Annotated in this window: 28 protein-coding genes and 1 pseudogene; 17 read left to right on the top strand and 12 right to left on the bottom strand. The window is 69.5% G+C overall.

The window, feature by feature from the left end:
- The first annotated feature begins 36 nt into the window (after positions 1-36).
- Positions 37-2,211, top strand: coding sequence for a TonB-dependent copper receptor (locus tag BLT78_RS13570; protein WP_090349469.1), 2,175 nt, complete (start codon positions 37-39; stop codon positions 2,209-2,211).
- 133 nt (positions 2,212-2,344) lie between these two features.
- Here BLT78_RS13570 and BLT78_RS13565 read toward each other — a convergent pair whose 3' ends face one another.
- From BLT78_RS13565 to BLT78_RS13550, 4 genes are all read right to left on the bottom strand, one after another.
- The gene (locus BLT78_RS13565) at positions 2,345-3,613 is read right to left on the bottom strand and encodes a mechanosensitive ion channel family protein (RefSeq protein WP_090349468.1); all 1,269 of its coding nucleotides are present in this window, start codon (positions 3,611-3,613) and stop codon (positions 2,345-2,347) included.
- Between the two features lie 83 nt (positions 3,614-3,696).
- Positions 3,697-4,533: a peptidoglycan DD-metalloendopeptidase family protein gene (locus tag BLT78_RS13560; RefSeq protein WP_090349467.1), complete on the bottom strand. Its 837-nt coding sequence runs from the start codon at positions 4,531-4,533 to the stop codon at positions 3,697-3,699.
- A gap of 62 nt (positions 4,534-4,595) precedes the next feature.
- On the bottom strand, positions 4,596-6,131 hold the full coding sequence (gene rhlB / locus BLT78_RS13555; protein WP_090349466.1) for an ATP-dependent RNA helicase RhlB: 1,536 nt from the start codon (positions 6,129-6,131) through the stop codon (positions 4,596-4,598).
- A 159-nt stretch (positions 6,132-6,290) separates the two neighbouring features.
- Positions 6,291-6,956 carry an alpha/beta hydrolase gene (locus BLT78_RS13550; RefSeq protein ID WP_090349465.1) on the bottom strand — a complete coding sequence of 222 codons (666 nt, stop codon included), beginning with the start codon at positions 6,954-6,956 and terminating at the stop codon, positions 6,291-6,293.
- Between the two features lie 188 nt (positions 6,957-7,144).
- On the opposite strand from BLT78_RS13550, the gene BLT78_RS13545 reads away from it, so the two are divergent.
- Positions 7,145-7,426, top strand: coding sequence for a GIY-YIG nuclease family protein (locus BLT78_RS13545; protein WP_090349464.1), 282 nt, complete (start codon positions 7,145-7,147; stop codon positions 7,424-7,426).
- A gap of 145 nt (positions 7,427-7,571) precedes the next feature.
- Here BLT78_RS13545 and BLT78_RS13540 read toward each other — a convergent pair whose 3' ends face one another.
- Both BLT78_RS13540 and yejK read right to left on the bottom strand, forming a co-directional pair.
- Positions 7,572-8,390, bottom strand: coding sequence for a polyphosphate kinase 2 family protein (locus BLT78_RS13540; RefSeq protein WP_090349463.1), 819 nt, complete (start codon positions 8,388-8,390; stop codon positions 7,572-7,574).
- 5 nt (positions 8,391-8,395) lie between these two features.
- Positions 8,396-9,403, bottom strand: a complete 1,008-nt coding sequence (yejK, locus tag BLT78_RS13535) for a nucleoid-associated protein YejK (protein WP_090349462.1) — start codon at positions 9,401-9,403, stop codon at positions 8,396-8,398.
- A 124-nt stretch (positions 9,404-9,527) separates the two neighbouring features.
- Here yejK and BLT78_RS13530 point away from each other — a divergent pair, with 124 nt between their 5' ends.
- Both BLT78_RS13530 and BLT78_RS21830 read left to right on the top strand, forming a co-directional pair.
- On the top strand, positions 9,528-10,733 hold the full coding sequence (locus BLT78_RS13530) for an MFS transporter (protein ID WP_090349461.1): 1,206 nt from the start codon (positions 9,528-9,530) through the stop codon (positions 10,731-10,733).
- Complete coding sequence (locus BLT78_RS21830) at positions 10,733-10,867, top strand: hypothetical protein (RefSeq protein WP_269458058.1); 135 nt, start codon at positions 10,733-10,735, stop codon at positions 10,865-10,867. Before BLT78_RS13530 ends, BLT78_RS21830 begins: the two co-directional genes overlap by 1 nt.
- A 49-nt stretch (positions 10,868-10,916) precedes the next feature.
- Here BLT78_RS21830 and BLT78_RS13525 read toward each other — a convergent pair whose 3' ends face one another.
- The 6 genes from BLT78_RS13525 to BLT78_RS13500 all read right to left on the bottom strand — a co-directional run bounded on the left by BLT78_RS13525 (position 10,917) and on the right by BLT78_RS13500 (position 14,005).
- Positions 10,917-11,258 (bottom strand): HopJ type III effector protein, encoded by a 342-nt coding sequence (locus BLT78_RS13525; protein WP_090349460.1) that lies wholly within the window; start codon positions 11,256-11,258, stop codon positions 10,917-10,919.
- Positions 11,255-11,548 (bottom strand): DUF1244 domain-containing protein, encoded by a 294-nt coding sequence (locus BLT78_RS13520; protein ID WP_090349459.1) that lies wholly within the window; start codon positions 11,546-11,548, stop codon positions 11,255-11,257. Before BLT78_RS13520 ends, BLT78_RS13525 begins: the two co-directional genes overlap by 4 nt.
- A 60-nt stretch (positions 11,549-11,608) precedes the next feature.
- The gene (folX, locus tag BLT78_RS13515) at positions 11,609-11,980 is read right to left on the bottom strand and encodes a dihydroneopterin triphosphate 2'-epimerase (RefSeq protein ID WP_090349458.1); all 372 of its coding nucleotides are present in this window, start codon (positions 11,978-11,980) and stop codon (positions 11,609-11,611) included.
- On the bottom strand, positions 11,981-12,550 hold the full coding sequence (gene folE, locus BLT78_RS13510; RefSeq protein ID WP_090349457.1) for a GTP cyclohydrolase I FolE: 570 nt from the start codon (positions 12,548-12,550) through the stop codon (positions 11,981-11,983).
- Between the two features lie 32 nt (positions 12,551-12,582).
- Positions 12,583-13,296, bottom strand: a complete 714-nt coding sequence (gene folM, locus BLT78_RS13505) for a dihydromonapterin reductase (RefSeq protein WP_090349456.1) — start codon at positions 13,294-13,296, stop codon at positions 12,583-12,585.
- Between the two features lie 271 nt (positions 13,297-13,567).
- Positions 13,568-14,005, bottom strand: coding sequence for a thiol-disulfide oxidoreductase DCC family protein (locus tag BLT78_RS13500; protein ID WP_090349455.1), 438 nt, complete (start codon positions 14,003-14,005; stop codon positions 13,568-13,570).
- A 157-nt stretch (positions 14,006-14,162) separates the two neighbouring features.
- Between BLT78_RS13500 and BLT78_RS13495 the strand changes: the two genes are divergently transcribed.
- The 13 genes and pseudogenes from BLT78_RS13495 to BLT78_RS13440 all read left to right on the top strand — a co-directional run bounded on the left by BLT78_RS13495 (position 14,163) and on the right by BLT78_RS13440 (position 24,872).
- Complete coding sequence (locus BLT78_RS13495; protein ID WP_090349454.1) at positions 14,163-14,615, top strand: flavodoxin domain-containing protein; 453 nt, start codon at positions 14,163-14,165, stop codon at positions 14,613-14,615.
- Positions 14,616-14,799: 184 nt separating this feature from the next.
- Positions 14,800-15,822: a Glu/Leu/Phe/Val dehydrogenase family protein gene (locus BLT78_RS13490; RefSeq protein ID WP_090349453.1), complete on the top strand. Its 1,023-nt coding sequence runs from the start codon at positions 14,800-14,802 to the stop codon at positions 15,820-15,822.
- A gap of 69 nt (positions 15,823-15,891) precedes the next feature.
- Positions 15,892-16,989 (top strand): pyruvate dehydrogenase (acetyl-transferring) E1 component subunit alpha, encoded by a 1,098-nt coding sequence (gene pdhA / locus BLT78_RS13485; protein WP_090349452.1) that lies wholly within the window; start codon positions 15,892-15,894, stop codon positions 16,987-16,989.
- The gene (locus BLT78_RS13480) at positions 16,982-17,968 is read left to right on the top strand and encodes an alpha-ketoacid dehydrogenase subunit beta (protein ID WP_090349451.1); all 987 of its coding nucleotides are present in this window, start codon (positions 16,982-16,984) and stop codon (positions 17,966-17,968) included. The genes pdhA and BLT78_RS13480 overlap by 8 nt, the downstream gene beginning before the upstream one ends.
- A 185-nt stretch (positions 17,969-18,153) precedes the next feature.
- Positions 18,154-19,269, top strand: coding sequence for a dihydrolipoamide acetyltransferase family protein (locus tag BLT78_RS13475; protein ID WP_090349450.1), 1,116 nt, complete (start codon positions 18,154-18,156; stop codon positions 19,267-19,269).
- A 114-nt stretch (positions 19,270-19,383) separates the two neighbouring features.
- Positions 19,384-19,959 (top strand): annotated as a pseudogene (mobA, locus tag BLT78_RS21740) (molybdenum cofactor guanylyltransferase MobA); the annotation flags it as partial.
- An 84-nt stretch (positions 19,960-20,043) separates the two neighbouring features.
- Positions 20,044-20,517, top strand: coding sequence for a cyclic pyranopterin monophosphate synthase MoaC (gene moaC / locus BLT78_RS13470; protein WP_269458076.1), 474 nt, complete (start codon positions 20,044-20,046; stop codon positions 20,515-20,517).
- The gene (locus tag BLT78_RS13465; protein WP_090349449.1) at positions 20,514-20,762 is read left to right on the top strand and encodes a MoaD/ThiS family protein; all 249 of its coding nucleotides are present in this window, start codon (positions 20,514-20,516) and stop codon (positions 20,760-20,762) included. The genes moaC and BLT78_RS13465 overlap by 4 nt, the downstream gene beginning before the upstream one ends.
- A 1-nt stretch (position 20,763) precedes the next feature.
- Positions 20,764-21,213, top strand: coding sequence for a molybdopterin synthase catalytic subunit MoaE (gene moaE, locus BLT78_RS13460; protein ID WP_090349448.1), 450 nt, complete (start codon positions 20,764-20,766; stop codon positions 21,211-21,213).
- 224 nt (positions 21,214-21,437) lie between these two features.
- Entirely contained in the window at positions 21,438-22,421 is a 984-nt protein-coding gene (gene moaA / locus BLT78_RS13455; protein ID WP_090352315.1) for a GTP 3',8-cyclase MoaA, read from the top strand.
- Between the two features lie 99 nt (positions 22,422-22,520).
- Positions 22,521-22,850: an ArsR/SmtB family transcription factor gene (locus BLT78_RS13450; protein WP_090349447.1), complete on the top strand. Its 330-nt coding sequence runs from the start codon at positions 22,521-22,523 to the stop codon at positions 22,848-22,850.
- Between the two features lie 167 nt (positions 22,851-23,017).
- On the top strand, positions 23,018-24,283 hold the full coding sequence (locus tag BLT78_RS13445) for an OmpP1/FadL family transporter (protein WP_090349446.1): 1,266 nt from the start codon (positions 23,018-23,020) through the stop codon (positions 24,281-24,283).
- A 121-nt stretch (positions 24,284-24,404) separates the two neighbouring features.
- Positions 24,405-24,872 carry a hypothetical protein gene (locus BLT78_RS13440; RefSeq protein WP_090349445.1) on the top strand — a complete coding sequence of 156 codons (468 nt, stop codon included), beginning with the start codon at positions 24,405-24,407 and terminating at the stop codon, positions 24,870-24,872.
- Positions 24,873-24,904 lie beyond the last annotated feature (32 nt).

The following is a 24,904-nucleotide window of genomic DNA, read 5'->3' as shown; positions in this document are numbered from 1 at the left end:
ACGTGCTGCAGTCCGTCTTTCGCGTGGAATACCGACATGTCCGTTTTTGTCCGTCCGTCCCTGGCGCAGTCGCGCCTGTCCCGTCCGTTCGCCCTGAATCCGTTCCAGCGCCGCTGGTGGCCGGCGCATGCCGCGCTGCTCGGCGCCCTGGCGCTGCCGCTGCACGCGGCCGAGCCTCAAGCAGGCGAAGGTGCCGCCGACGAGGAAGTCGCGCCGCTGGTGATCACCAGCGTGGCGCCCAAGTCGCCGCTGACCGTGGTCACCAGTCCCAAGCAGCCGCGCCAGCCGGTGCCGGCCAGCGATGGCGCCGACTACCTGAAGACCATCCCCGGCTTCGCCGCCATCCGCAACGGCGGGGTCAACAGCGATCCGGTGTTCCGCGGCATGTTCGGCTCGCGCATCAAGCTGCTCAGCAACGGTGGCGAGATGCTCGGCGCCTGCCCGGGGCGCATGGACTCGCCGAGCTCCTACATCAGCCCGGAGAGCTACGACCGCCTGACCGTGATCAAGGGGCCGCAGAGCGTGCTGTGGGGGCCGGGCGCCTCGGCGGCCACCGTGCTGTTCGAGCGTGACCCCGAGCAGTTCGACCGGCCCGATTGGCGCCTCGACACCAGTCTGCTGGCCGGCTCCAACGGCCGCTTCGACCGCAGCGTCGACGCCGCCGCCGGCAGCCGCGACGGCTACGCGCGGGTGCTGGCCAACCGTTCGCAGGCCGACGACTACCAAGACGGCAACGGCGACACGCTGCCGTCGCGCTTCGACAAGTGGAACAGCGACGTGGCGCTGGGCTGGACCCCGGACGCCAACACCCTCCTCGAGCTGAGCGCCGGCAAGAGCGACGGTGAGTCGCGCTACGCCGGGCGCGGCATGGACGGCACCCAGTTCGCCCGCGAGAGCCTCGCCCTGCGCTTCAAGAAGAGCTACATCGGCGAGGTGTTCCATGGCCTCGACGCCAACCTCTACTACAACTACGCCGACCACGTGATGGACAACTTCCGCCTGCGCGAGCCGGACCCCAAGGCCAGCATGGCGATGATGCGCAACCCGATGGCCAGCAACGTCGACCGCCGCACCCTCGGCGGGCGGGTCGCCGGCACCTGGCGCTGGGATGACGTCGAGCTGGTCGGCGGCGTCGACGCCCAGCGCAGCGAGCACCGCAAGCGTGCCTCCAGCTACAACATGATGAGCGGCAGCTACACCGACGCCGACCAGTTCCCGTGGAACAAGGACGCCGACACCCACAACTACGGCCTGTTCGGCGAGCTGACCTGGACGCTCGACCGTGACCAGCGCCTGATCGGCGGTGCGCGCCTGGACCGCGCCGAGGCCCACGACTATCGGCAGAGCTTCACCAGCCACAACCCGATGACCATGAAGAGCGAGACCTGGGCCAACCCCAGCGCCGACGAGGAACGCCACGACACCCTGTACAGCGGCTTCCTGCGCTACGAACAGGATCTGCAGGCCGTGCCGGCCACCTGGTACGCCGGTCTCGGTCACGCCGAGCGTTTCCCCGACTACTGGGAGCTGTTCTCCGCCAGCGCCGGTCCGGTGGGCAGCATCCAGGCCTTCGAGACGGTCAGGCCGGAGAAGACCAGCCAGCTCGATCTGGGCATCCAGTACCGCCAGGGGCCGCTGGAAGCCTGGGCCTCGGCCTACGCCGGGGTGGTCGAGGACTACATCCTGTTCGACTACGTGCCGGGAATCATGGCCGGCATGACCCGCACGGTGGTGAGGAACGTCGACGCGCGCATCGCCGGCGCCGAGGCCGGGCTGGCCTACCGTTTCACGCCGAACTGGAAGGGCGATGCGACCCTGGCCTACGCCTGGGGCGAGAACACCTCCGACGACCGCTCCCTGCCGCAGATCCCGCCGCTGGAGGCGCGCCTCGGGCTGACCTACGAGCAGGGCAACTGGAGCACCAGCGGACTGTGGCGCGTGGTGGCGGCGCAGAACCGCATCGCCGAGAACCAGGGCAACGTGGTCGGCAAGGACTTCGACGAGAGCGCCGGCTTCGGCGTGCTGGCGTGGAACGGCGCCTGGCGGGTCAGCCAGCAGCTCAAGCTCAGCGCCGGCGTCGACAACCTGCTGGACAAGGCCTATTCGGAACACCTCAACCTGGCCGGCAACAGCGGCTTCGGCTTCCCCGCCGAGACCCGCGTCAACGAGCCGGGGCGTACCTTCTGGACGCGGGTCGACCTGAGCTTCTGAGCCATGCCGCCGCCCTGACCTCTGGCTGCGGAGCGGCAGTTTGCGAGCCGCAGGGTGGACAACTCGCGCCAGCGATTGTCCACCGCCGGCAGTGCGGAGGGGCGGTAGAAGATCGCTGCGCGCGTCTTCTCCCCTACGGTGCCATGGTCGGCCCGGCGGCCTCGGCCGCCGGTGTCCGCCACTCGCGCAGGTCGGCGCCGCTCGGATACTGGAACACGCGCAGGCCGAACTCCGGCAGGATCGCCAGCAGGTGGTCGAAGATGTCCGCCTGGATGCGTTCGTAGTCGGCCCACGCGGTGGTGGCGGTGAAGCAGTACAGCTCCAGCGGCAGGCCGGTGGCGGTGGGGGCGAGCTGGCGCACCAGCAGGGTCATGTCCTGGCGGATCTGCGGGTTGTGGCGCAGGTAGATCTCCACGTAGGCGCGGAAGGTGCCGAGGTTGGTCAGGCGGCGCTGGTTGAGAGGCGCCGCGCCCTGCTCACGCAGCATCAGGTTCCATTTCTCCAGCTCGCTCTCCTTCTGGCCGAGGTAGTCGCGCAGCAGGGCGAAGTGGCGCAGCTGTTCGACCTCCGCGGCAACCAGAAAGCGCACGCTGTTCTGGTCCAGGTACAGGCTGCGCTTGATCCGCCGGCCGCCCGACTCGTGCATGCCGCGCCAGTTCTTGAACGGGTCGCTGATGAAGCGCTTGGTCGGGATGCAGGTGATGGTCTTGTCCCAGTTCTGCACCCGGACGGTGTGCAGGGCGATGTCGATCACGTCGCCGTCGGCATTCAGTTCGGGAATCTCCACCCAGTCGCCGACGCGGAGGATGTCGTTGGAGGAGATCTGCACGCTGGCCACCACCGACAGCAGGGTGTGCTGGAAGATCAGCAGCAGCACCGCGGCCATGGCGCCGAGGCCGGAGAGCAGGATCAGCGGCGAGCGGTCGATCAGCGTGGCGAGCATCAGGATGGTGGCCAGCGCGTAGACGGCGATCTCCAGCACCTGCAGGTAGCCCTTGATCGGCTTGAGGTGGGCGTCCGGGCGCTGCTCGTAAAGGCGGTTGGCCTGCTTGAGCGCGCCGCCGATGGCCAGGGCGATGGTCAGCACGATGAAGGCCCGGCAGACGTTCTCCACCACTGCCACCGCCGCCGGGGGCAGGCCGGGCACCAGGGCGACGCCGCTGGAGAGGATCAGCGCCGGCACTATGTTCGACAGGCGGCGGACGATGCTCTGCTCGTAGCTGGGCAGGTGGCGGCCGAGCGGCGTGGCGCTGAGGGTGCGGTGCAGGGCGCGCGCCAGCAGGTGCTTGACGGTCCAGTTGGCCAGCCAGGCGATGGCCAGCAGCAGGGCGACGCTCAGCGTGGTGTACAGGTAGGGGCGGGTCTGCAGCCAGTCGAGGGCCAGAGCAAGGTCGCCGGGCATGAGCTTCTCCTGATCGCCGGGAACGGCGGCCGCCGGGGCGCGCCCGGATGGGGACTCAGGTGAAGCTTAGCCGGCGCGGCCCGTCAGGGACGGAAGGCGCCGATGAAGATGCTCGGGTCGACCCGCGCGTCGTTGAGGCTGACGTTCCAGTGCAGGTGCGGGCCGGTGGCGCGCCCGGTGGCGCCGACCTTGCCGAGCACGGCGCCGCGCGCCAGCTCGTCGCCGACCTTCACGCCGATCTGCGACAGGTGGCAGAACATGCTGATCAGCCCCTGGCCGTGGTCGACGAACACGGTGCGGCCGTTGAAGAAGTAGTCGCCGACCAGGATCACCTTGCCCGCCGCCGGCGCCTTGACCGGGGTGCCGGCCGGCACGGCGAAGTCGAGGCCGGAGTGCGGGTTGCGTTCCTCGCCGTTGAAGAAGCGGCGCAGGCCGAACGGGCTGGACAGCGGGCCGGCGACCGGCTTGTCGAACAGCAGGTTGCTCGGCTGGCGCGCGCTGAAGCGGCGATAGGCCGCGCTCTGCTCGGCCAGCTCGCGGTCGATGCGCTTGAGGTTGGCCGGGCTGGGATTGACCTGCTCCTTGTTCTTCAGGGTGATGTGCTGCTGCTGGTAGTCGCGCGGGCCGACCGTGAAGCTGCGCTGGCTGCCGTCGTCCAGTTCGATGCGCTGTTGCCCCGGCTTGGCGCTCAGCGGCACACCGACCACGGCGATCCAGCGCCGGTCGTCCTCGCGCACCACCAGCAGCGGCTTGTCCTGGTAGCGGGCGCCCGGTCGCGCCGGGGCGTCCCCCAGATCGACCACCGCCACGCCGCCGGGCACCGGGCGGTCGAGCAGACGCGAGAGGAACCCCTCGGCCAGCGCCGCGGGGGCGAGGAGGGCAAGCAGCAGGACGGTCAGCAGGCGGGGCAGTCGGAACATGGCGGGGCAGGGCAACGCGATGAAGGAGGCCCCTGCCGCCGGCGCGGCAGGGGGGGAGGGGCTCAGCGCTGGCGCGGTACCGACTTGAGCAGCTCGGCGGGCGGCATCTCGCACTGGATCTTGCGGCCGATCAGTTCCTCGATCGGCGGCAGGGCGAAGGCGTCGTCCTCGCCGGCGAAGCTGATCGAGGTGCCGCTGGCGCCGGCGCGGCCGGTACGGCCGATGCGGTGCACGTAGTCGTCCGGATCTTCCGGCAGGGTGAAGTTGATCACGTGGCTGACGCCGTCGACGTGGATGCCGCGGCCGGCGACGTCGGTGGCCACCAGTACGCGGATCTTGCCCTCGCGGAAGCCTTCCAGCACCTTGATGCGCTTCTGCTGCGGCACGTCGCCGGACATCTGCGCGGCGCTGATGCCGTCCTTGGTCAGGCGCTCCTCGATGCGCCGCACCTGGTCCTTGCGGTTGGCGAACACCATCACCCGCTCCCAGTTGTTCTGGCTGACCAGGTTGTACAGCAGCTTGTACTTGTCGGCCTCGGACACCGCGTAGACGTGCTGCTCGACGGTGTCGCTGGCGACGTTCTCCGGCTCGATCTCGACGATCGCCGGGTTCACCGTCCACTGCTGGGCGAGGTTCATCACGTCGTCGGTGAAGGTGGCGGAGAACAGCAGGGTCTGCCGCTCGCCCTTGTACGGGGTCTGGCGGATGATCTGCCGCACCTGCGGGATGAAGCCCATGTCGAGCATGCGGTCGGCCTCGTCGAGGACCATCACCTCGACCATGTCCAGGTGCACCTCGCCGCGCTGGTTGAAGTCCAGCAGGCGGCCGGGGGTGGCGACCAGGATGTCGCAGTAGCGGCTTTCCAGCTGCTTGAGCTGCTTGTCGAAGTCCATGCCGCCGACGAAGCTCATCACGTTGAGGCCGGTGTGCTTGGTCAGGTCGCGCGCGTCGTTGGCGATCTGCACCACCAGCTCGCGGGTCGGCGCGATGATCAGCGCGCGCGGCTCGCCCATGTAGCGTTCCTTGGGCGGCGGGGTGATCAGCAGCTGGGTGATGGTGGAGATCAGGAACGCGGCGGTCTTGCCGGTGCCGGTCTGCGCCCGGCCGATGGCGTCGCGGCCGCGCAGGGTATGGCCGAGCACCTGGGCCTGGATCGGCGTGCAGTAGGTGAAGCCGAGGTCGTGGATGGCGTGCATCAGCCGCGCATCCAGGTTGAAGTCGTGGAAGCGGGTCTTGCCTTCCATCGGCTCGACCGCGAAGTCCTCGGGTTTCCAGTTGTCCACCGCCGGCTTGCGCGGTGCGCGCTCGCGGCGCGGGCGGGCGGCCTTGGCCGGGGCTTCGGCGTTCTTCTCGGGCTTGTCGCTCTTCTCGCCGCGCGGCTTGCTGTCGCCGCTCTTCTCGGTGCGGGGCTTGTCGTTGCGCGGCTTGCGCGGGCGTTCGCCGTCGCCGCGCTCGGGCGGGCGCTTGGCCTCGGTGGCGGCGGGGGCGGTCTCGGCGCGGTCGCTGGCGGCGCCTGTGGGGGCGTCAGCGGCGGGGCTGACGGTCTGCTTCGCCAGTTCGGCGTCTTTGCTGAAGATTTTCTTGAGTGCCTTGAGCACGGTGATCTCGATCTGCGTGGGAAAGATACAGACTGCAGTGTAAAGCAAGATGCCGGCAGGGCGAAGCCGCGCGGCGCCCCGGCCGGCGCCGGCGAGCCGTTTGCCGGGGTTTTCCGCTCAGGGCGCGCCACGTTCCCGGCGCTTGCCGGCGCGGGCCGCTCAGTGGCTGAAGCGTTCGGCCAGCCAGCGGGCGATGTCGCGGGCCTCCTCGTCGATCACCTCGTGGCCCATGGCGTAGGTGCGCATGGTCACCGCCACGCCGCGCGCGACCAGCCAGTCGTGGGCGCGCTGGCCGAGGTCCGGCGGCACCACCTCGTCGTGGCGGCCGTGCAGGCAGAGCACCGGGTGTTCGCGCTGGATGGCGCCGAGCTGGTCCGTGTCGGCGAAGGTCGGCGCGTAGGTGGACAGCGCCAGCACGCCGCCGAGCGGGCCGGCCCAGCGGCGGAAGGCGGTGTGCAGCACCACCGCGCCGCCCTGCGAGAAGCCGGCGAGGACGATGCGCTGCGCCGGGATGCCGGCGGCCTGTTGCGCCTCGATCAGCGCCAGCAGTTCGCCGGCGGACGCCTCGAGCTGGGCGACGTCGATGGCGCGCTCGGGGGCCATGGCGAGGATGTCGTACCAGGACGGCATGCTCCAGCCACCGTTGATGGTCACCGGGCGGGTCGGCGCCTGCGGCAGCACGAAGCGCACGCCGTGCAGCACGCGCTGCAGCGCCTCGGCCAGGGGCTGGAAGTCGTAGCGGTCGGCGCCGAGGCCGTGCAGCCAGATCACGCAGGCGCGGGCCGGCTCGGCGGGTTCGAGGATCAGGGGTTGGCGATCGTCCATGGGCATATCCGGGTTGACGGGGAAGTGACTGGCGCGCCGGCGGGCGGCGCGACTGCGGCTTCTGGTGCGGGCGGACGGCATGCCCGCAACCGTCCAATTATCACCAGTTGCGCCGGGCTGTGCACCCGGCCCATGACGGTTCCGTGGCGGAGGTCGATAATTCGGCCTTTTCGCAGAGGAGTGGCGCGATGGCCGACGCCGACAAGCCCTGGTTTGTCTATCTGGTGCGCGCCGCCAACGGGGCGCTGTACTGCGGGATCAGCGACGACCCGCAGCGGCGCTTCGCCGCGCACCAGAGCGGCAGGGGCGCGCGCTTCTTCCACAGCAGCCCGGCGCAGGCGCTGGTCTACGTCGAGGCCTGCGCCGGCAAGGGCGCGGCGCTGTCGCGCGAGCGGGCGATCAAGCGCCTGGCCAAGCCGGCCAAGGAGCGGCTGGTGAGCGGGTGGTCGGCAACCGCGCCTGATCCGTAGGGTGGGCTAGCCGCAACGCGGCGTAACCCACCAAGGATGCCGACAGGCATCCCGATTGCCGGCCTGGCGGCCGGTTGGTGGGTTACGGCCTGCGGCCTGACCCACCCTACGGGCTGGGCGAGCACCCCGCAGTGCGGGGGCGGGTTCAGGCCCGCTCCAGCTCGTCGAGGCCGAACGGCAGCGGTGGGTTCGGCCAGCGCTGGCCGAGCTGCTCGAATTCGCGGGCGACCAGGCTGGCCAGCAGGATGTCGCGCAGCCACTTGTGGTTGGCCGGGATCAGCCGCCAGGGCGCCTGCGGGCGCTGGCTGGCGGCGAGGATGCCGGCCCAGTGCGCTTCGCGCTGATCGAACTGGCGGTGCGCCGCGAGGTCCTCGGCGCCGAGCTTCCAGTGTTTGCGCGGATCGAGCAGGCGCTTGCGCAGGCGTGCCTTCTGCTCGACGCGGGAAATCTGCAGATAGACCTTGAGCAGGCGGATGCCGCGCCCGGCCAGCTCGTCCTCGAAGGCGGCCAGCTGCGCCAGGCGGGCGGGGATGGCGGCGGCGTCGATGAAGCCGTCGAACAGGTCGCAGGCCACGCCCTCGTAGGGCGTGCGGTTGAACAACACGAGCTCGCCGGGCGCTGGCAGGCAGCGCTGGTAGCGTTCGAGGAAGCCTTCGGCGCGCTCGGCCGCGCTCGGCTGGCAGAAGGCGTGCACCCGCAGGCCCTGCGGGTTGAGGCCGCCGAACACCTGGCGGATGGCGCCGTCCTTGCCGGCGCAGTCCGCTCCCTGCAGCCAGACCAGCAGCGCTTCCTGGCGCCGCGCACGCAGCAGGGTCTGCTGCTCGGCCAGCCAGGGCTTGAGCGCCGCGAGCTGCGCCCGTGCCTCCTCGCGCGCCAGGCCGCACAGGCGCTCGGCATCGGCCACGCGAGGGGCGCGCGGATCGCCGAGGCAGGCGTCGAGCAGGGTGTCGGGCAGGCGCGGCATGGCGCTCAGTCCTTGCGCCGCTTGAGCTGGTCCTTCAGCTTGCTCGGCAGCTGGCGGATGATCAGGGTGTCGCTGCTCTCGTCGTATTCGATCTGCGAGCCGAGCAGGTGCGCCTCGAAGCTGATCGACAGGCCTTCGGCGCGGCCGGTGAAGCGGCGGAACTGGTTGAGGGTGCGCTTGTCCGCCGGGATCTCCGGGGCCAGGCCGTAGTCCTTGTTGCGGATGTGCTCATAGAAGGCGCGCGGCTGCTCCTCGTCGATCAGCTCGGAGAGTTCCTCGAGGGCGATCGGTTCGCCGCGGCGTGCCTGGCTGCTGGCGTAGTCGACCAGCGCCTCGGTCTTCTCGCGGGCCTGCTCCTCGGCCAGGTCCTCGCTCTCCACGTAGTCGCTGAACGCCTTGAGCAGGGTGCGCGTCTCGCTCGGCGCATCGACCCCCTCCTGACAGCCGATGAAGTCGCGGAAGTACTCGGAGACCTTCTTGCCGCCCTTGCCCTTGATGAAGGAGATGTACTGCTTCGAGGTCTGGTTGTTGCGCCACTCGGACAGGTTGATGCGCGCGGCCAGGTGCAGCTGGCCGAGGTCGAGGTGCTTGGCCGGGGTGACCTCGAGGCTGTCGGTGACCGCCACGCCCTCGCTGTGGTGCAGCAGGGCGATGGCCAGGTAGTCGGTCATGCCCTGCTGGTAGTGGGCGAGCAGCACGTGGCCGCCGGTGGACAGGTTGGACTGCTCCATCAGCTGCTTGAGGTGCTCGACCGCCTGGCGGCTGAAGGCGACGAAGTCGCGGCCGCCGTCGAGGTAGTCGGCCAGCCAGCCGCTGAACGGGAAGGCGCCGGACTCCTCGTGGAACAGGCCCCACACCTTGTTCGGCTTGGCGTTGTAGCTGTCGTTGAGGTCGGCCAGCAGGTTGTCGATGGCCTGCGATTCGCCCAGCTCGCTGTCGCGGGCGTGCAGCACGGCAGGATTGCCGTCGGGCTTCTTGTCGATCAGGTGGACGATGGCGTGGCGGATCGGCATGGCGGTCTCGTGGCGGAAATGCGGATGCGCCAGTGTAACCGATGGCCGGGCCGTCCCCGGAGTGGGGCGGTCGGCAAGCGCATACCCGAGTGATATGCTCGCTTTTTGCCTCAAGGAGATAGTCATGACCTCGCTCTGGCGCCACTGCGGCTGGATGCTGCTGGGTAGCTCGCTGATCCTCGCCCTGTCGCTGGGCGTGCGCCACGGCTTCGGCCTGTTCCTGCCACCGATGAGCGCCGAGTTCGGCTGGGGCCGCGAGGTGTTCGCCTTCGCCATCGCCCTGCAGAACCTGATCTGGGGCCTGATCCAGCCGTTCACCGGCGCCTTCGCCGACCGCTTCGGGGTCAAGCGCACCGTGCTGATCGGCGGCGTGCTGTACGTCGCCGGCCTGGCGCTGATGGCCTTCTCCGATAGTCCCGCCTCGCTGTCGCTGAGTGCCGGCCTGCTGATCGGCCTCGGCCTGTCCGGCACCTCGTTCTCGGTGCTGCTCGGTGCGGTGGGGCAGGCCGCGCCGGTGGAGAAACGCAGCATGGCCATGGGCGTCGCCGCCGCGGCCGGCTCGTTCGGCCAGTTCGTCATGCTGCCCGGCAGCCTCGGCCTGATCACCTGGCTCGGCTGGTCGGGCGCGCTGCTGGCGCTGGCCGTGCTGATCGCCCTGATCCTGCCGCTGGCGGCGCTGCTGCGCGCGCCGGCGCAGCCGGTCGCCCACGGCCCGGCGCAGACCCTCCTTGATGCGCTGCGCGAGGCCGCCGGGCATTCCGGCTTCTGGCTGCTGGCGCTGGGCTTCTTCGTCTGCGGCTTCCAGGTGGTGTTCATCGGCGTGCACCTGCCGGCCTACCTGGTCGACCAGCACCTGCCGGCGCAGGTCGGCACCACGGTGCTAGCGCTGGTCGGGCTGTTCAACGTGTTCGGCACCTACACCGCCGGCTGGCTGGGCAGCTGCTACGCCAAGCCGAAACTGCTCGCCGCCCTGTACCTGACCCGCGGCGTGGTGATCGTCGCCTTCCTCTGGGCGCCGCTGAGCGAGTGGACGGCCTACGCCTTCGGCATGGCCATGGGCTTCCTCTGGCTGTCCACGGTGCCGCTGACCAACGGCACGGTGGCCACCCTGTTCGGCGTGCGCAACCTGTCGATGCTCGGCGGCATCGTCTTCCTGTTCCACCAGCTCGGCTCGTTCATGGGCGGCTGGCTGGGCGGCTGGCTGTACGACCGCACCGGCAGCTACGAGCTGGTCTGGCAGATCTGCGTCGGTCTGAGCGTGATGGCCGCGCTGCTCAACTGGCCGGTGCGCGAGCAGCCGGTGGCGCGCCTGCAGGCGGGGGCGGCCTGATGCGTCGTGCGCTGCCCTGGCTGGGCGGTGGACTGCTGCTGGCGGCGCTGCTGGCGGCGCTGCTGGCGCTGGCCTGGTGGGGCTGGCGGCAGGGCGGGCTGATGCTGCTGATGCAGGGGATGGGGGTGTGCTGAAGACTGACCCGGCCGCGCGCGTTGCGCTCCGGCCGGGACGGGCGCGGGCTCAGCCCTTGCGCACGAGCGGCAGCTCGGCGAAGCGCACGCCGGCAAGGCCCGAGGCCTGCAGGGCGCGGATGTTGCCGTGGTCGCTGCCCTCGGGGGTGGCCAGCACGCTGCGGTAGTGCTCGCCGAAGGCCAGCAGGGTTTCCTCGTCGCCGAGACCCTCGAGCAGGGCCAGGCCGAGCAGCTTGCAGGAGCCCTCGTTCTGGCCGGCGGCGTTCTCCACGCTGCCGTTGACGAAGGCCTGCGGCATGTAGTCGTAGTGGGCGGCGATGAACGCCAGGGTGTCGGCGAAGACGTGGTTGCCGCTGCGCAGGGCGGCGCGGAAGTCGGTGAGTGCGGTCATTTCTTGCTCGCTTGGTCGAAGGCGGCCAGCTGCTCGGGCGTGGCCTCTTTTTGATGCTGGGCTTTCCACTCGGCGTAGGGCATGCCGTAGATGGTGTCGCGGGCGTCCTCGGCGGACAGCTCGATGCCGCGTTCGTCGGCAGCGGCCTTGTACCACTTGCCCAGGCAGTTGCGGCAGAAGCCGGCGAGATTCATCAGGTCGATGTTCTGCACGTCGCTGCGCGCGCTCAGGTGCTGGAGCAGGCGGCGGAAGGCGGCGGCTTCCAGTTCGAGGCGTTGCTGTTCGGTCATGGCGGACTCGCTGGGAGGTTGGACGGCGCGGAGGCGGCGATCATAAGAGCCGCCGCGGGATCAGCGGTGGCCGGTCAGGGTGATCGACACCGACTCGGCGAAGCGCAGCGCGTGCGGCTTGTCGACCTCGACCTCGGCGTAGCGTACCTGCGGGTTGGCCATCACCAGGTCGAGGATTTCCTGGGTCAGCCGCTCGAGCAGGGCGAAGCGGTTCTCCTCGACGTGACGGATGATCTCCTTGGTGATGGTGCGGTAGTTCAGCGCCTGGCCGATGTCGTTGCCCTGCACCGCTTCCTGGGCCGGGTAGAGGATGGTCAGGTTGATCAGCACGTCCTGCTTGTTGAGGATTTCCTCCTCCTTGATGCCGATGTAGGTGCGCAGGCGCAGGTCCTTGACGCGGATGCGCGCCATGCCGGGTTCCAGTCGTGGCATTTACTTGCTCCGGGCGATCAGTTGCAGGAATTCCTGGCGGGTGTTCACCGACTCGCGGAAGGCGCCGAGCATCACCGAGGTGTTCATCACCGAGTTCTGCTTCTCCACCCCGCGCATCATCATGCACATGTGCTGCGCCTCGATCACCACGGCCACGCCGGCGGCGTTGGTGACGCTCTGGATCGCCTCGGCGATCTGCCGGGTGAGGTTCTCCTGGATCTGCAGGCGGCGGGCGTACATGTCGACGATGCGCGCCACCTTGGACAGGCCGAGCACCTTGCCGGTGGGGATGTAGGCGACGTGGGCCTTGCCGATGAACGGCAGCAGGTGGTGCTCGCACAGCGAGTACAGCTCGACGTCGCGGACGATCACCATCTCGTCGTTGTCCGAGGCGAACAGCGCGCCGTTGACGATCTCGTCGAGGGTCTGCTGATAGCCGCGGCACAGGTACTGCATGGCCTTGGCGGCGCGCTTGGGCGTATCCAGCAGCCCCTCGCGCTCGGGGTCCTCGCCGAGGCCGAGGAGGATTTCGCGGTAATGCTCGGTGATTTGCGACAGTTGATCGCTCATGTCGGGGTCCTCAGTGGCGGCGTGCGCCCGTTTCACTTGACGAGATGGCGGCCGCCGTTGACGCACAGGCTGGTGCCGGTGACGTAGGGGTTGTCCAGAAGGTAGCGCAGGCTCTGGTAGATGACTTCCGGCCCCGGCTCGATGCCGAGGGCCGACTTGGCCAGGGTTTTCTCGCGGTACTGCGCGTCGTCGTGCGCCTGGAACATCACCAGCGCCGGCGCGATGGCGTTGACCTTGATGCGCGGGGCGAACTGCGCGGCGAACGACAGGGTCAGGTTTTCCAGGCCGGCCTTGCTGGCGCAATAGGCTACACGATTGGCACTGCCGCGACGGGCCGCGTCATCGGTGATATGCACGATGTCCGCCGGGGTGGAGCGCTCGAGCAGCGCGCGGCAGCGCAGGTTGATCAGGTAGGGCGCCAGCATGTGCACGCTGACCATGCGCGCGAAGGCTGCCGCCTCCTCGCCCGGTTCCTCGCGCAGCCAGTCCGAGGCGTTGTGCACGATGGCGCGCAGACGGTCGGTGTGGCTGTGCAGCAGGTCGATGAAGGCGAGGATGCCGGCCTCGCTGGAGAAGTCCGCCGGCAGGGTCAGCGCGCCGCGCCGGCGCAGCTCGTCGAGCGCCGGGCGTTCGCTACGGTAGCTGACGATCAGCGGCTGGCCGGCATCGAGCAGCCGCAGCGCGCAGTGCAACCCGACTCGCTGGCTGGCGCCGGTGATCAGGATGGGAGCGGCGGACTGGCTCATGCGTGCCTCGTGGAAAATGGGGATGGTTCAGCGGCAAGACCGCCGGGTACCTGACAAGTGCGGGACGGGTTACCGGCTGAACCGCGGGAAACACTAGCGCAGGATGGCCTCTTGTACAACGGTTTGTACGCCATGATTGTCGGCAGTCTGCGCAGAATTTATTCAACTAATTGTTTTTGAAGGATTTTTGTTTTGGTGTGTAATGGCGGCGGCATCTGATTTGTTGTGCGATTCGTGTGTGTTTGTACACTTTGTGTAGTGGTTTTCCGGGTCAGGGCCGGTGTCGCCGCTCGGCACGGGGCAGGGCGCAGCCCTCGGACCGGCAGCGTGCGGCGCCGTCCGGGTGCGGCAGCCAGCCCAGGTGCGGGCGCAGACGGCAGAACAGCCGGTAGGCGAGCTCCAGCAACGGGCGCAGCGGCGGCCAGCGCAGCGGTGCGGCCCAGCGGCCGAGCCCGGCGGCGCACCAGCTCCAGAAGGTGGCATCCAGGCCGCTGACCCAGCGGCCATCGGCGAAGCGTGCGTGCAGGCGCTCCTGCAGCCGGGCCAGGCTGAGGCCGAGCGGTGCGGGGTCGAAGTCGGCCGCGGCGATGTCCACCAGTTGCAGGCGTGCGGCGCTGGCGTGCCGGCGCAGCAGGCGGATCTCGCGGGCGCACAGGGGGCAGGCGCCGTCGTAGTAGAGGGTCAGCGGCCAGCTCGGATTGTTTTGCATGGTATGCATCTCTGTACATGTTCTGCACAATTTAAGCCGGCGTTGCCGGCGGCGACAATCCACGCCGGTCGCCGTCCCGCGCCTGTCGTCATGGCGGCGGGCGGGTTGCGGATTGACGCATAATGCCGGCTTTGCCGAATCGGCCAGGGAGCCAGCCATGCTTCAACTCGCAATTCTCTCGGGATCTGTCTACGGCGCCGCCGAAGAGGTGGCCCTCCACGCGGAGCAGCTGCTGCGCGACGCCGGTCTGGATGCCCGTCACCTGCCGCGCATCGGCTGCGCCGAGCTGCTGGCGCTCGACCCCCAGGCGCTGCTGGTGGTGACCTCGACCACCGGCATGGGCGAGATGCCGGACACCCTGCAGGAACTGCTCGACGAGCTGGTCGCCAGCCAGCCCGACTGGCGGGGCCGGCCGCTGGCGGTGATCGGCCTGGGCGATACCGCCTACGGCGAGAGCTTCTGTGCCGCCGCCCTGCAGGCGCACATGCAGTTGCTGGCCCTGGGCATGCGCGATCTGCAGTCGCAGCTGCAGCTGGACGCCAGCGAGACGGTGACCCCCGCCGAGGACGCCGAACCGTGGCTGGCACGTCTGGCGGCCAAACTGCTGTGATTGCCTGGCCACGCGCGCTGCCTATACTCAAGGACAGAAGCGTTGCGAGGGGCACGCAGGTGAGGGTGTAGGGCCGCAGGGCAGACGGGGTGTGGCGCGGGATTGCCGCGACGCGGGTTCGGCCTGGCGGTGGGGAGTCCCGGCGACAACGCCTGTATTCACAGACCAGTCAGGAGTCCGTCTCATGTTCGCCACCCTGGAAGCCGTGCGCGTCGAAGAGCTGCACCTGGCTTGCGACCCGCAAACCGGCCTGCACGCCATCGTCGCCATCCACAACACCAACCTCGGTCCTGCCCTCGGCGGTTGTCGCTATCTGCCCTATCCCGACGAGGAGAGCGCGGTGCGCGATGCCGCGCGCCTGGCCCGGGGCATGAGCTACAAGGCGGCGCTGGCCGGCCTGGCGCTGGGCGGCGGCAAGGCGGTGATCATCCGCCCGCCGCACCTGACCAGCCGCGCCGCGCTGTTCGAGGCCTTCGGCCGCTTCATCGACAAGCTCGGCGGCCGCTACATCACCGCCGTCGACAGCGGCACCTCGGGCGCCGACATGGACTGCATTGCCCAGTACACCCGCCACGTCACCAGCACCACCGCCGGCGGCGATCCCTCGCCGCATACCGCTCTGGGCGTGTTCGCCGGTATCCGCGCCACCGCGCGGGCGCGCCTGGGCAGCGACAGCCTGGACGGGCTGTGCGTCGCCGTGCAGGGCCTCGGTCACGTCGGCTTCGCCCTCGCCGAGCACCTGGCCGTCGCCGGCGCCCGGCTGATCGTCAGCGATATCGACGAGGGCCGCCTGGAGCTGGCGGTCGAGCAGCTCGGCGCCCAGCCGGTGGCCGCTGACGCGCTGCTCACCGTGCCCTGCGACATCCTCGCGCCCTGCGGCCTGGGCGGGGTGATCAACCCGCAGAGCATCGGCAAGCTGCGCTGCGCCGCGATCGCCGGAGCCGCCAACAACCAGCTGGACAGTCCGGAGATGGGCGACGAGCTGGCGGCGCGCGGCATCCTCTACGCGCCGGACTATGTGATCAACTCCGGCGGCCTGATCTTCGTCGCCCTGCAGCACCAGGGGCACAGCCACGCCGAGATCACCGCGCATCTGGCGAAGATCGGCCACCGTCTCGAGGAAATCTACACGGAGGCCCACGCCGAGCAACGCTCGCCGGCGCGGGTCGCCGACAGCCTGGCCGAGCGCCTGATCTACGGTTCCTGAGTCGTCGCTCCCGGCCTGCGGACGTTCCGCCGGCCGCCCATGCACCTGAGCGGTGCCAAGGAGGAAGCCATGCCGCACTCCCGCATCGACCTGCCGTACACCCGCTATCTGGACCCCGAGGGCCGACCGCTCGGCCCGCTGCCCGACTGGACCGAGGACGCCGCGCGGGTGGTCGGGCTGTACCGCGCCATGCAGCGCACCCGCCTGTTCGACCAGAAGGTCATCGCCCTGCAGCGTACCGGCCGGGTCGGTACCTACGCTTCCAGCCTCGGCCAAGAGGCCGTCGGTACCGCGATCGGCAGCCTGCTGCGCGGCGACGACGTGTTCCTGCCCTACTACCGCGACAGCGCCGCCCAGCTGCTGCGCGGGGTGAGCATGGCCGAGATGCTGCTGTACTGGGGCGGCGACGAGCGCGGCAGCCGCTTCCAGGCGCCCTCCGCGCAGGCCGACTTCCCGCTGTGCGTGCCGATCGCCACCCAGGCCCTGCACGCCTGCGGGGTGGCCACCGCGATCAAGGTCCGCGGCGAGGCGCGGGTGGCGCTGGTCACCTGCGGCGACGGCGCGACCAGCAAGGGCGACTTCCTCGAGGCGCTCAACGTCGCCGGCGCCTGGCAGCTGCCGGTGGTGTTCGTGGTCAACAACAACCAGTGGGCCATCTCGGTGCCGCGGCGCATCCAGTGCGGCGCGCCGACCCTGGCGCAGAAGGCGATCGGCGGCGGTTTCGCCGGCGAGCAGGTGGACGGCAACGACGTGATCGCGGTGGTCGAGCGCCTGCGTCTGGCCATCGACCGCGCCCGCCACGGCAAGGGGCCGACGGTGCTGGAGTGCATCAGCTACCGGCTGTGCGACCACACCACCGCCGACGACGCCACCCGCTACCGCAGCGCCGAGGAGGTCAACCAGGCCTGGCACGAGGAGCCGATCAAGCGTCTGCAGAACTTCCTGGTCGAGCGCGGCTGGTGGGACGAGCCGCGCGAGCAGGCGTTGATCGCCGAGTGCCAGGCCGAACTGCAGCAGGCCATCGAGGCCTACGAGGCGACCCCGGCGCAGGACCCGCAGGAGGTATTCGAGCACCTCTACGCCAGCTGGCCGGCCGCGCTGGCCGAACAGCGCGAGCAGTTCGCCGAGCGCGTCGCCCGGCGCCAGGGAGGATCCGATCATGAGTGACAAGAAGTACACCCTGCTCGAGGCGGTCAACCTGGCGTTGCACCGCGCCATGCGCGAGGACGACGACGTGGTGGTGCTCGGCGAGGACATCGGCGTCAACGGCGGCGTGTTCCGCGCCACCCTCGGCCTGCGCGACGCCTTCGGCTTCAAGCGGGTGATCGACACGCCGCTGGCCGAGAACATGATCGCCGGCCTGTCGATCGGCATGGCTGCCCAGGGTCTCAAGCCAGTGATGGAGATCCAGTTCCTCGGCTTCATCTATGCCGCCATGGAGCAGTTGATCTCCCACGCCGCGCGCATGCGCAACCGCACCCGCGGCCGGCTGAGCTGCCCGCTGGTGGTGCGCTCGCCGATGGGCGCCGGCATCCGCGCCCCCGAGCACCACAGCGAGGCCACCGAGGCGCTGTTCGCCCACATCCCCGGCCTGCGCGTGGTCATCCCCTCGTCGCCGGCGCGCGCCTACGGCCTGCTGCTGGCGGCCATCGACGATCCGGATCCGGTGATCTTCCTCGAACCGACCCGCCTGTATCGGATGAACCCGCAGCCGCTGGAGGACGATGGGCGACGCCTGCCGCTGGACAGCTGCTTCACCCTGCGCGAGGGCAGCGACCTCACCCTGGTCAGCTGGGGCGCCAGCGTGCACGAGACCCTGCAGGCCGCCAGCATGCTGGCCGAGCGCGGCGTCAGTGCCGAGGTGATCGACGTCGCCTGCATCAAGCCGCTGGATCTCGACACCCTCGAGGCCTCGGTGCGCAAGACCGGCCGCTGCGTGATCGTCCACGAGGCGCCGAAGACCTGCGGGGTGGGCGCGGAGATCGCCGCCAGTCTGTACGAGCGCGCGCTGCTCGACCTGCACGCGCCGATCCAGCGGGTCACCGCGCCGGACATCCCGCCGCCGCTGTACCGCCTGGAGCCGTACTACCTGCCGGACGCCGGCGACATCCTCGCCGCCTGCGATACGGTGCTGAACTACGCCTGAGGAACGCTAATCGGTAGGGTGGGCAACGGCGCAGCCTTGTCCACCGTTGCACGATGCGGTGGAAAAGACCTGTGGTCGCTTTCCACCCTACGGTCTGAACCACGCCGGAGCCTGTAGGGTGCGCCGTGCGCATCCCCATGGACTGAAGCGACCGGTGCGCATGGCGCACCCTACGGAGAATCGCCATGAAACACTTCAAGCTGCCCGATCTCGGCGAAGGCCTGCAGGAGGCGGAAATCGTCCAGTGGCACGTCAAGCCCGGCGACAGCGTCAAGGCCGACCAGTTGCTGGTTTCGGTGGAGACCGCCAAGGCCATCGTCGACATTCCCGCACCCTACGACGGCGTGGTGCTGAAGACCTACGGCGCCGAGGGCGACATCCTCCACGTCGGCGAGCCGCTGCTCGCCTACGAGGGCGAGGGCGAAGACACCGGCACCGTGGTCGGCAAGCTGGAGGCCGGCGAGGGCGGGGCGGGCGACAGCTTCTTCGTCGGCGCCGCACCCTCGACCCGCGAGCACCTGGCGCCGCGCGCCACCCCGGCGGTGCGCCAGTTGGCCCGCCAGCTCGGTGTGGAGCTGGCCGGGCTCACCGGCTCCGGCGCCGACGGCCTGATCACCCGCGCCGATGTCGAGGCGGCGGCCGCGAGCGCGCGCACCAGCTTCGGCGGCGAGCGCCTGCGCGGTGTGCGGCGCAGCATGGCGCTGAACATGGCGCGCGCGCATGCCGAGGTGGTGCCGGTGGTGCTGGTCGAGGACGCCGACCTCAGCCGCTGGCCGGCGGCCGCCCGTGAGCCGCTGGTGCGCGTGGCGCAGGCCATCGCCGCCGCCTGCCAGGCCGAGCCGGGGCTCAACGTGTGGTTCGACGGCAAGGCCATGGCCATCCGCCAGCACGACCAGGTCGACCTCGGCATCGCCGTGGACACCCCCGACGGCCTGTTCGTGCCGGTGCTGCGCAACGTCGGCGGGCGCAGCGGCGACGACCTGCGCGAGGGCATGCGGCGCATGCGCGAGGCGGTCAAGGCGCGCTCGATCCCGCCGCAGGAGATGATGGGCGCGACCATCACCCTGTCCAACTTCGGCACCCTGTTCGGCCGCTACGCCAACCCCATCGTGGTGCCGCCGCAGGTGGCGATCATCGGCGCCGGGGTGATCCGCGACCAGCCGGTGGCGGTCGACGGCCGGGTCGAGGTCCACCCGGTGATGCCGCTGTCGCTGACCTTCGATCACCGCGCGGTCACCGGCGGCGAGGCGGCGCGCTTCCTCAAGGCGCTGGTCACCGCGCTGGAGCAGCCGGAGGGCTGAGCGTCGCGGCAGTTCGGCGGGCGCACGGATGCGCTCCGGCAGGTGAACGGGTCGGCTGGCAGCATTGCCGTGGCGGTGTAACATCGCTGCCATGACCCCGCCTGGAGAATCGCCATGTCCGCAGTTGTCGACCTGCCACCCTGTTCCGTTCTGCTGCTCGCCGGTGGGCGCGGGCAGCGCATGGGCGGGGTGGACAAGGGGCTGGTGGAGTTCGCCGGTCGCCCGCTGATCGCCACCCTGAGCGAGCGGGTGCAGCCGATCACCGACGACCTGATCATTTCCTGCAACCGCAACGCCGAGAGCTACGCGCTGTGGGCCGATCAGCTGGTGATGGACGACAGCGACGACTTCCCCGGCCCGCTGGCCGGCATCCGCGCCGGCCTCGCCGCGATGCGTCACGACTGGCTGCTGGTGCTGCCCTGCGACGCGCCGCAGATCGACGACGACCTGCTCTCGGCGATGCGCCACCAGGCGGCGCAGGAGCCGCAGCGGCCGTTGATGCTGCGCCGCGGCGCCCAGCTGGAGCCGCTGTTCTGCATGATTCCGCGCAGCCTGCAGGGCGAGCTGGAGCGCCTCTGGCAGGCCGGCGAGCGCAGCCCGATGCGCTTCCTGCTCGGCGCCGACGCCCAGGTGCTGGGCTGCGCCCAGGACGATCCGCGCCTGGCCAACCTGAACACTCCCGATGCGCTGGTGACGGCCGTGCTCCGTCCGGCGGTGCCCGCCGGCTCCGGCGAGGCGCCCACCGGCCAGCCGGCGGCACCGACCGGTGCCGCGCTGACCCACCTCGATGCCCGCGGCCATGCCAACATGGTCGACGTCACCGACAAGGCAGCCACCGCCCGCGAGGCCTGCGCCGAGGCACTGGTGCGCATGCAGCCGCATACCCTGGCGCTGATCGTCGGCGGCGGCCATCCTAAGGGCGACGTGTTCGCCGTGGCGCGGGTCGCCGGCATCATGGCGGCGAAGAAGACCCACGAACTGATCCCGCTGTGCCATCCGCTGCTGCTCACCGGCATCCGTGTCGAGCTGGAGCCGCAGGGCGGCGACGCGGTGCGCATCGTCGCGCGCTGCAAGCTGGCCGGGCAGACCGGGGTGGAGATGGAGGCGCTGACCGCCGCCAGCGTCGCCGCGCTGACCCTGTACGACATGTGCAAGGCGGTGGATCGCGGCATGACCATCGAGCGCGTGCGCCTGCTGGAGAAGAGTGGCGGCAAGAGCGGCGACTACCGCGCGGAGGAATCGGCATGATCGAGGTGCGCTATTTCGCCCGCTATCGCGAGGCGCTGGACTGTGACGGCGAAAGCCTGCCGTGGTCGGCCGAGCTGGGTTCGCTCGAGGCGCTGCGCAGCCTGCTGCTGGCGCGCGGCGGCGCCTGGCAGGTGCTCGCCGAGAACAGCCTGATGTGTGCGCGCAACCAGGAGTTGTGTAGCCTCGCCGAGCCGCTCGCCGACGGCGACGAGGTGGCCTTCTTTCCGCCGGTGACCGGAGGCTGACATGGCGATCCGCGTCCAACACGAGGCGTTCCAGCCCGGAGTCGAACTGGAGGCGCTGCACGCCGCCAACGTCGGCATCGGCGCGGTGGTCGGCTTCGTCGGCTACGTGCGCGACTACAACGACGGCGACCCGGTGGCGGCGATGACCCTCGAGCACTATCCGGGGATGACCGAAAAGGCGCTCGCCGGCATCGTCGAGCAGGCCCGCGCGCGCTGGCCGCTGCATGGCGTGGCCATCGTCCACCGCGTCGGCCATCTGCTGCCCGGCGAGCCGATCGTCTTCGTCGGCACCGCCAGCGCCCATCGTCAGGCCGCCTTCGACGCCTGCAACTTCATCATGGACTACCTGAAGACCCGCGCGCCGTTCTGGAAGCGCGAGGACACTCCGGACGGTGCGCGCTGGGTCGATGGCCGCGACAGCGACCAGGCGGCGGCGCGGCGCTGGGAGTGAGCCGGCCGCGCCCGGCGGTGGTGCGTCGCTGCGGTAGGGCGGGGCGACATGCCGCATTCCGGTGCGTCGCCTGTCGCTGTCGGGACGGACGCAAAGCCGAGCGGTGTGCTTAACTATTCAGCCAAGGGCAATCGCCCGCGATGGCGCGGTGTTGGTGCGCTCCTTGCATTGTGCGCGCAACCCGCCCGGCGCGGCCATGAGGAGCTGAGCGAATGAACGACGCCATGTTGCTGGACGGCCATGGTCGCAAGATCGACTACCTGCGCCTGTCGGTGACGGATCGCTGCGACTTCCGCTGCGTCTACTGCATGGCCGAGGACATGACCTTCCTGCCGCGCCAGCAGGTGCTCGGCTTCGAGGAAATCGTTCGCCTCGCCCGCCTGTTCGTCGGCCTCGGCGTGAAGAAGATCCGCCTGACCGGCGGCGAGCCGCTGGTGCGCCGCGGCATCGTCGACCTGTGCCGGCAGATCGCCGAGCTGCCCGGCCTGCGCGAGCTGGTGATGACCAGCAACGGCTCGCAGCTCGGCAAGCTCGCCCGACCGCTGGTCGAAGCCGGGGTCAGGCGCCTCAACGTCAGCCTCGACAGTCTGGATGCCGGTAAATTCCACGCGATCACCCGCACCGGCGATCTCGCCCAGGTGCTCGCCGGCATCGAGGCGGCGCGCGAGGCCGGCTTCGAGCGGATCAAACTCAACAGCGTGATCATGAAGGGGCGCAACGACGACGAGGTGACGGCGCTCGTCGACTTCGCCGTGGCCAAGGGGCTGGACATCAGCTTCATCGAGGAGATGCCGCTGGGGCAGGTCGGTCGCGACCGTGGCGAGGCGTTCTGCTCCAGCGACGAGGTGCGTGCGCGCATCGCCGAGCGCTACAACCTGTTCGACAGCCCCGAGCAGAGCGGCGGGCCGGCGCGCTACGTACGCCTGGAGGGTCACCCGCAGACCCGCGTCGGCTTCATCTCGCCGCATTCGCACAACTTCTGCTCGAGCTGCAACCGTCTGCGCCTGACCGCCGAGGGCCGTCTGCTGCTGTGTCTGGGGCACGAGAACTCGCTGGATCTGCGCGGCCTGGTGCGTCGGCATCCCACCGAGGACCGCCCGCTGCTCGAGGCGATCGAGGCCGCCCTGCAGCGCAAGCCGCTGCGTCACGAGTTCGCCAGCAGTGGCGAGGTGCAGGTGCTGCGCTTCATGAATGCCACCGGCGGTTGAGGGCGGGGCTTCGGGAGTGTCCGTGACGCTGGCAGCGGCTTCGGGTGATAATGTTTGCCTTTCGCATCCGCAGGTCAGCGCCACAAGGAGTTCCCGTCCATGACCGAAGTTCAAGCCGATCTCGACATGCAGCTGATGCGTGCCGCTGCCACCGAGGCGGCTAGCGTGTTGCGCACGCTCGGCAACCCGGACCGCCTGCTGCTGCTCTGTCAGTTGAGCCAGGGCGAGCAGTCGGTCGGCGAACTGGAGGAGATCCTCGGCCTGCGCCAGCCGAGCCTGTCGCAGCAGCTGGCCGTGCTGCGCAACGAGGGCCTAGTACAGACCCGCCGCGACGGCAAGCGCATGTTCTATTCGATCGCCGAGCCGAAGATGCTGGTGCTGCTCGGCACGCTCTATCAGCTGTACTGCCCGCAGGCCGCCGGGGATTAGGTCTGCGCCAGGCCGCCTGGCGAGGGCGACAGCGTCAGTGGATGCCTCTATAGATCCATCAGGAATTAAAATATTAGCTAATATTATAATTAAACATTATATATTTTGTTTAGGATTGCCTCCGTTCCGGCCGGCCTCTGGCGGCCACGTGTTTTCGGGGGATCTCCATGTCGTTCCACAAGCCGCTTCTCGCTGCCCTGCTGCTGGGTAGCGCCGCCATCAGCCCGCTAGCCCTCGCCACCAACGGTTATTTCGCTCACGGCTACGGCATCAAGTCGCTCGGCATGGCCGGCGTCGGCTTCGCCCTGCCGCAGGATGCCCTGGCTGCCGCCAGCAACCCGGCCGGCACGGCGCTGGTGGGCGACCGCCTGGATCTCGGCGTCACCTGGTTCCGTCCCGATCGCAGCGTGGCCATCAGCGGCTCTCCCGTGCCGGGCGCCAATGGCCGCTACGACGGCAACGATACCGAGGCGTTCCTGATTCCCGAGTTCGGCTACACCCGCCAGCTCGACGAGCGCCTGGCCTTCGGCCTGGCCGTGTACGCCAACGGTGGCATGAACACCGACTACGGCCGCAATCCCTTCGCCGCCTACGGCAGTCACGGCGACGCCGGCGTCGACCTGGCCCAGGTGTTCGTCACCCCGTCGCTGGCCTGGCGTATCAGCGAGCGACAGACCATCGGCGTCGCTCTCAACTATGCCTACCAGCGTTTCGAGGCGCGTGGTCTCAGTCGCTTCGATGACGCGATGACTTCCGAGGCGCCGGGTAAGGTCAGCGACAATGGCCATGATCATTCCGATGGCTGGGGGCTGCGCCTGGGCTGGAACGGCCGGCTCAGCGACAGCCTGACCCTCGGCGTGGCCTGGTCGTCGAAGATCAGGACCGGCAAGTTCGAGCGTTACGAGGGGCTGTTCGCCGACCACGGCAGCTTCGACATCCCGGAGAACTACGGCATCGGCCTGGCCTGGCAGGCTTCCGACCGGCTGACCCTGGCCGCCGATGTGCAGCAGATCGACTACAGCGACGTGAAGGCCATCTCCAATCCGGTCAGCGTGCTGTTCGACGGCCACCGGCTCGGCTCCGAGGATGGGCCCAACTTCGGCTGGGAGGACATCCGCGTCTACAAGCTGGGGGCCAGCTACGCCGTCAGTCCGCAACTGACCCTGCGCGGCGGCTACAGCTGGGCCGACCAGGCGCTGGACAAGGGCGAGACCTTCTTCAATACCCTGGCGCCCGGCGTGGTGCGCGAGCACCTGACCTTTGGCGCGACCTGGGCGCCGGTGGCCGACCACGAGATCAGCCTGTTCTACGCCCATGCCTTCAGCGAGGAGCTCAAGGGCAGCGACTCGATCCCGCAGGCCTTCGGCGGCGGCGAGGTGGACCTGAAGATGCAGCAGGACAGTTTCGGCATCGCCTACGCCTGGAAGCTCTGAAACGCGACAGACTGCGGCGAATTTCCACCCCTCGTCGCGCGCGACACCGTAAACTTGCACCACCCGCGGGGCGACCGATCAGTCGCCCCGTGTCGTTTCGGGTCGACTCAGCGAGGATTTCATGCAGGACAACGCTTGCGCGTCCATCGGTCAGGTGGGTTACGTTTCCATCGAGCAGCCGTTCGGCTTGCAGCCGCCCAGGGTACATTGCCCGATCTGTGGCCAGCAGCAGTTCGTCGAGCAGGACGACGAGTACCTGGAAACCCCCTGCGAGCACCTGGCCTTCGTCTTCGGTGGCGAGGAGGACGAGTTCGTCTACGCCTCGGCCGACTTCTCGGAGCGTTTCGAACGCTTCGACGCCGAACTGGACGTGCGCTTCCCCGACGACGAGGCGCGTGCCAGCGCCGAGTACGAGGAGGCGAGCAGTTTCTATCGCGACCTGTTCCGTCAGCGTCTGCAGGATCTTGGCTACGGTGCCAGCCTGCTGGCGCTGCGCATCACCTACGGTGGCATGGCCGAGGGCAGTCCGGTGTGGTTCAGCGATGTCTATGGCTTCGACTACGCCACCATCCGCGAGGAAGACGCCTAAGCGGCGCTCAAGCCGACGGGGCCTGCCAGCGC

It is taken from the genome of Pseudomonas oryzae (assembly GCF_900104805.1).
Lineage (GTDB): Bacteria > Pseudomonadota > Gammaproteobacteria > Pseudomonadales > Pseudomonadaceae > Geopseudomonas > Geopseudomonas oryzae.
This window is presented reverse-complemented; position numbering and strand designations above follow the sequence as displayed.

Excerpts from the sequence above, each read along its gene's own strand:
- BLT78_RS13570 (WP_090349469.1), top strand. The coding sequence starts at position 37 with ATGTCCGTTTTTGTCCGTCCGTCCCTGGCGCAGTCGCGCCTGTCCCGT.
- BLT78_RS13565 (WP_090349468.1), bottom strand. The coding sequence starts at position 3,613 with ATGCCCGGCGACCTTGCTCTGGCCCTCGACTGGCTGCAGACCCGCCCC.
- BLT78_RS13560 (WP_090349467.1), bottom strand. The coding sequence starts at position 4,533 with ATGTTCCGACTGCCCCGCCTGCTGACCGTCCTGCTGCTTGCCCTCCTC.
- BLT78_RS13550 (WP_090349465.1), bottom strand. The coding sequence starts at position 6,956 with ATGGACGATCGCCAACCCCTGATCCTCGAACCCGCCGAGCCGGCCCGC.
- BLT78_RS13545 (WP_090349464.1), top strand. The coding sequence starts at position 7,145 with ATGGCCGACGCCGACAAGCCCTGGTTTGTCTATCTGGTGCGCGCCGCC.
- BLT78_RS13540 (WP_090349463.1), bottom strand. The coding sequence starts at position 8,390 with ATGCCGCGCCTGCCCGACACCCTGCTCGACGCCTGCCTCGGCGATCCG.
- yejK (WP_090349462.1), bottom strand. The coding sequence starts at position 9,403 with ATGCCGATCCGCCACGCCATCGTCCACCTGATCGACAAGAAGCCCGAC.
- BLT78_RS13530 (WP_090349461.1), top strand. The coding sequence starts at position 9,528 with ATGACCTCGCTCTGGCGCCACTGCGGCTGGATGCTGCTGGGTAGCTCG.
- BLT78_RS21830 (WP_269458058.1), top strand. The coding sequence starts at position 10,733 with ATGCGTCGTGCGCTGCCCTGGCTGGGCGGTGGACTGCTGCTGGCGGCG.
- BLT78_RS13525 (WP_090349460.1), bottom strand. The coding sequence starts at position 11,258 with ATGACCGCACTCACCGACTTCCGCGCCGCCCTGCGCAGCGGCAACCAC.
- BLT78_RS13520 (WP_090349459.1), bottom strand. The coding sequence starts at position 11,548 with ATGACCGAACAGCAACGCCTCGAACTGGAAGCCGCCGCCTTCCGCCGC.
- folX (WP_090349458.1), bottom strand. The coding sequence starts at position 11,980 with ATGCCACGACTGGAACCCGGCATGGCGCGCATCCGCGTCAAGGACCTG.
- folE (WP_090349457.1), bottom strand. The coding sequence starts at position 12,550 with ATGAGCGATCAACTGTCGCAAATCACCGAGCATTACCGCGAAATCCTC.
- folM (WP_090349456.1), bottom strand. The coding sequence starts at position 13,296 with ATGAGCCAGTCCGCCGCTCCCATCCTGATCACCGGCGCCAGCCAGCGA.
- BLT78_RS13500 (WP_090349455.1), bottom strand. The coding sequence starts at position 14,005 with ATGCAAAACAATCCGAGCTGGCCGCTGACCCTCTACTACGACGGCGCC.
- BLT78_RS13495 (WP_090349454.1), top strand. The coding sequence starts at position 14,163 with ATGCTTCAACTCGCAATTCTCTCGGGATCTGTCTACGGCGCCGCCGAA.
- BLT78_RS13490 (WP_090349453.1), top strand. The coding sequence starts at position 14,800 with ATGTTCGCCACCCTGGAAGCCGTGCGCGTCGAAGAGCTGCACCTGGCT.
- pdhA (WP_090349452.1), top strand. The coding sequence starts at position 15,892 with ATGCCGCACTCCCGCATCGACCTGCCGTACACCCGCTATCTGGACCCC.
- BLT78_RS13480 (WP_090349451.1), top strand. The coding sequence starts at position 16,982 with ATGAGTGACAAGAAGTACACCCTGCTCGAGGCGGTCAACCTGGCGTTG.
- BLT78_RS13475 (WP_090349450.1), top strand. The coding sequence starts at position 18,154 with ATGAAACACTTCAAGCTGCCCGATCTCGGCGAAGGCCTGCAGGAGGCG.
- BLT78_RS13465 (WP_090349449.1), top strand. The coding sequence starts at position 20,514 with ATGATCGAGGTGCGCTATTTCGCCCGCTATCGCGAGGCGCTGGACTGT.
- moaE (WP_090349448.1), top strand. The coding sequence starts at position 20,764 with ATGGCGATCCGCGTCCAACACGAGGCGTTCCAGCCCGGAGTCGAACTG.
- moaA (WP_090352315.1), top strand. The coding sequence starts at position 21,438 with ATGTTGCTGGACGGCCATGGTCGCAAGATCGACTACCTGCGCCTGTCG.
- BLT78_RS13450 (WP_090349447.1), top strand. The coding sequence starts at position 22,521 with ATGACCGAAGTTCAAGCCGATCTCGACATGCAGCTGATGCGTGCCGCT.
- BLT78_RS13445 (WP_090349446.1), top strand. The coding sequence starts at position 23,018 with ATGTCGTTCCACAAGCCGCTTCTCGCTGCCCTGCTGCTGGGTAGCGCC.
- BLT78_RS13440 (WP_090349445.1), top strand. The coding sequence starts at position 24,405 with ATGCAGGACAACGCTTGCGCGTCCATCGGTCAGGTGGGTTACGTTTCC.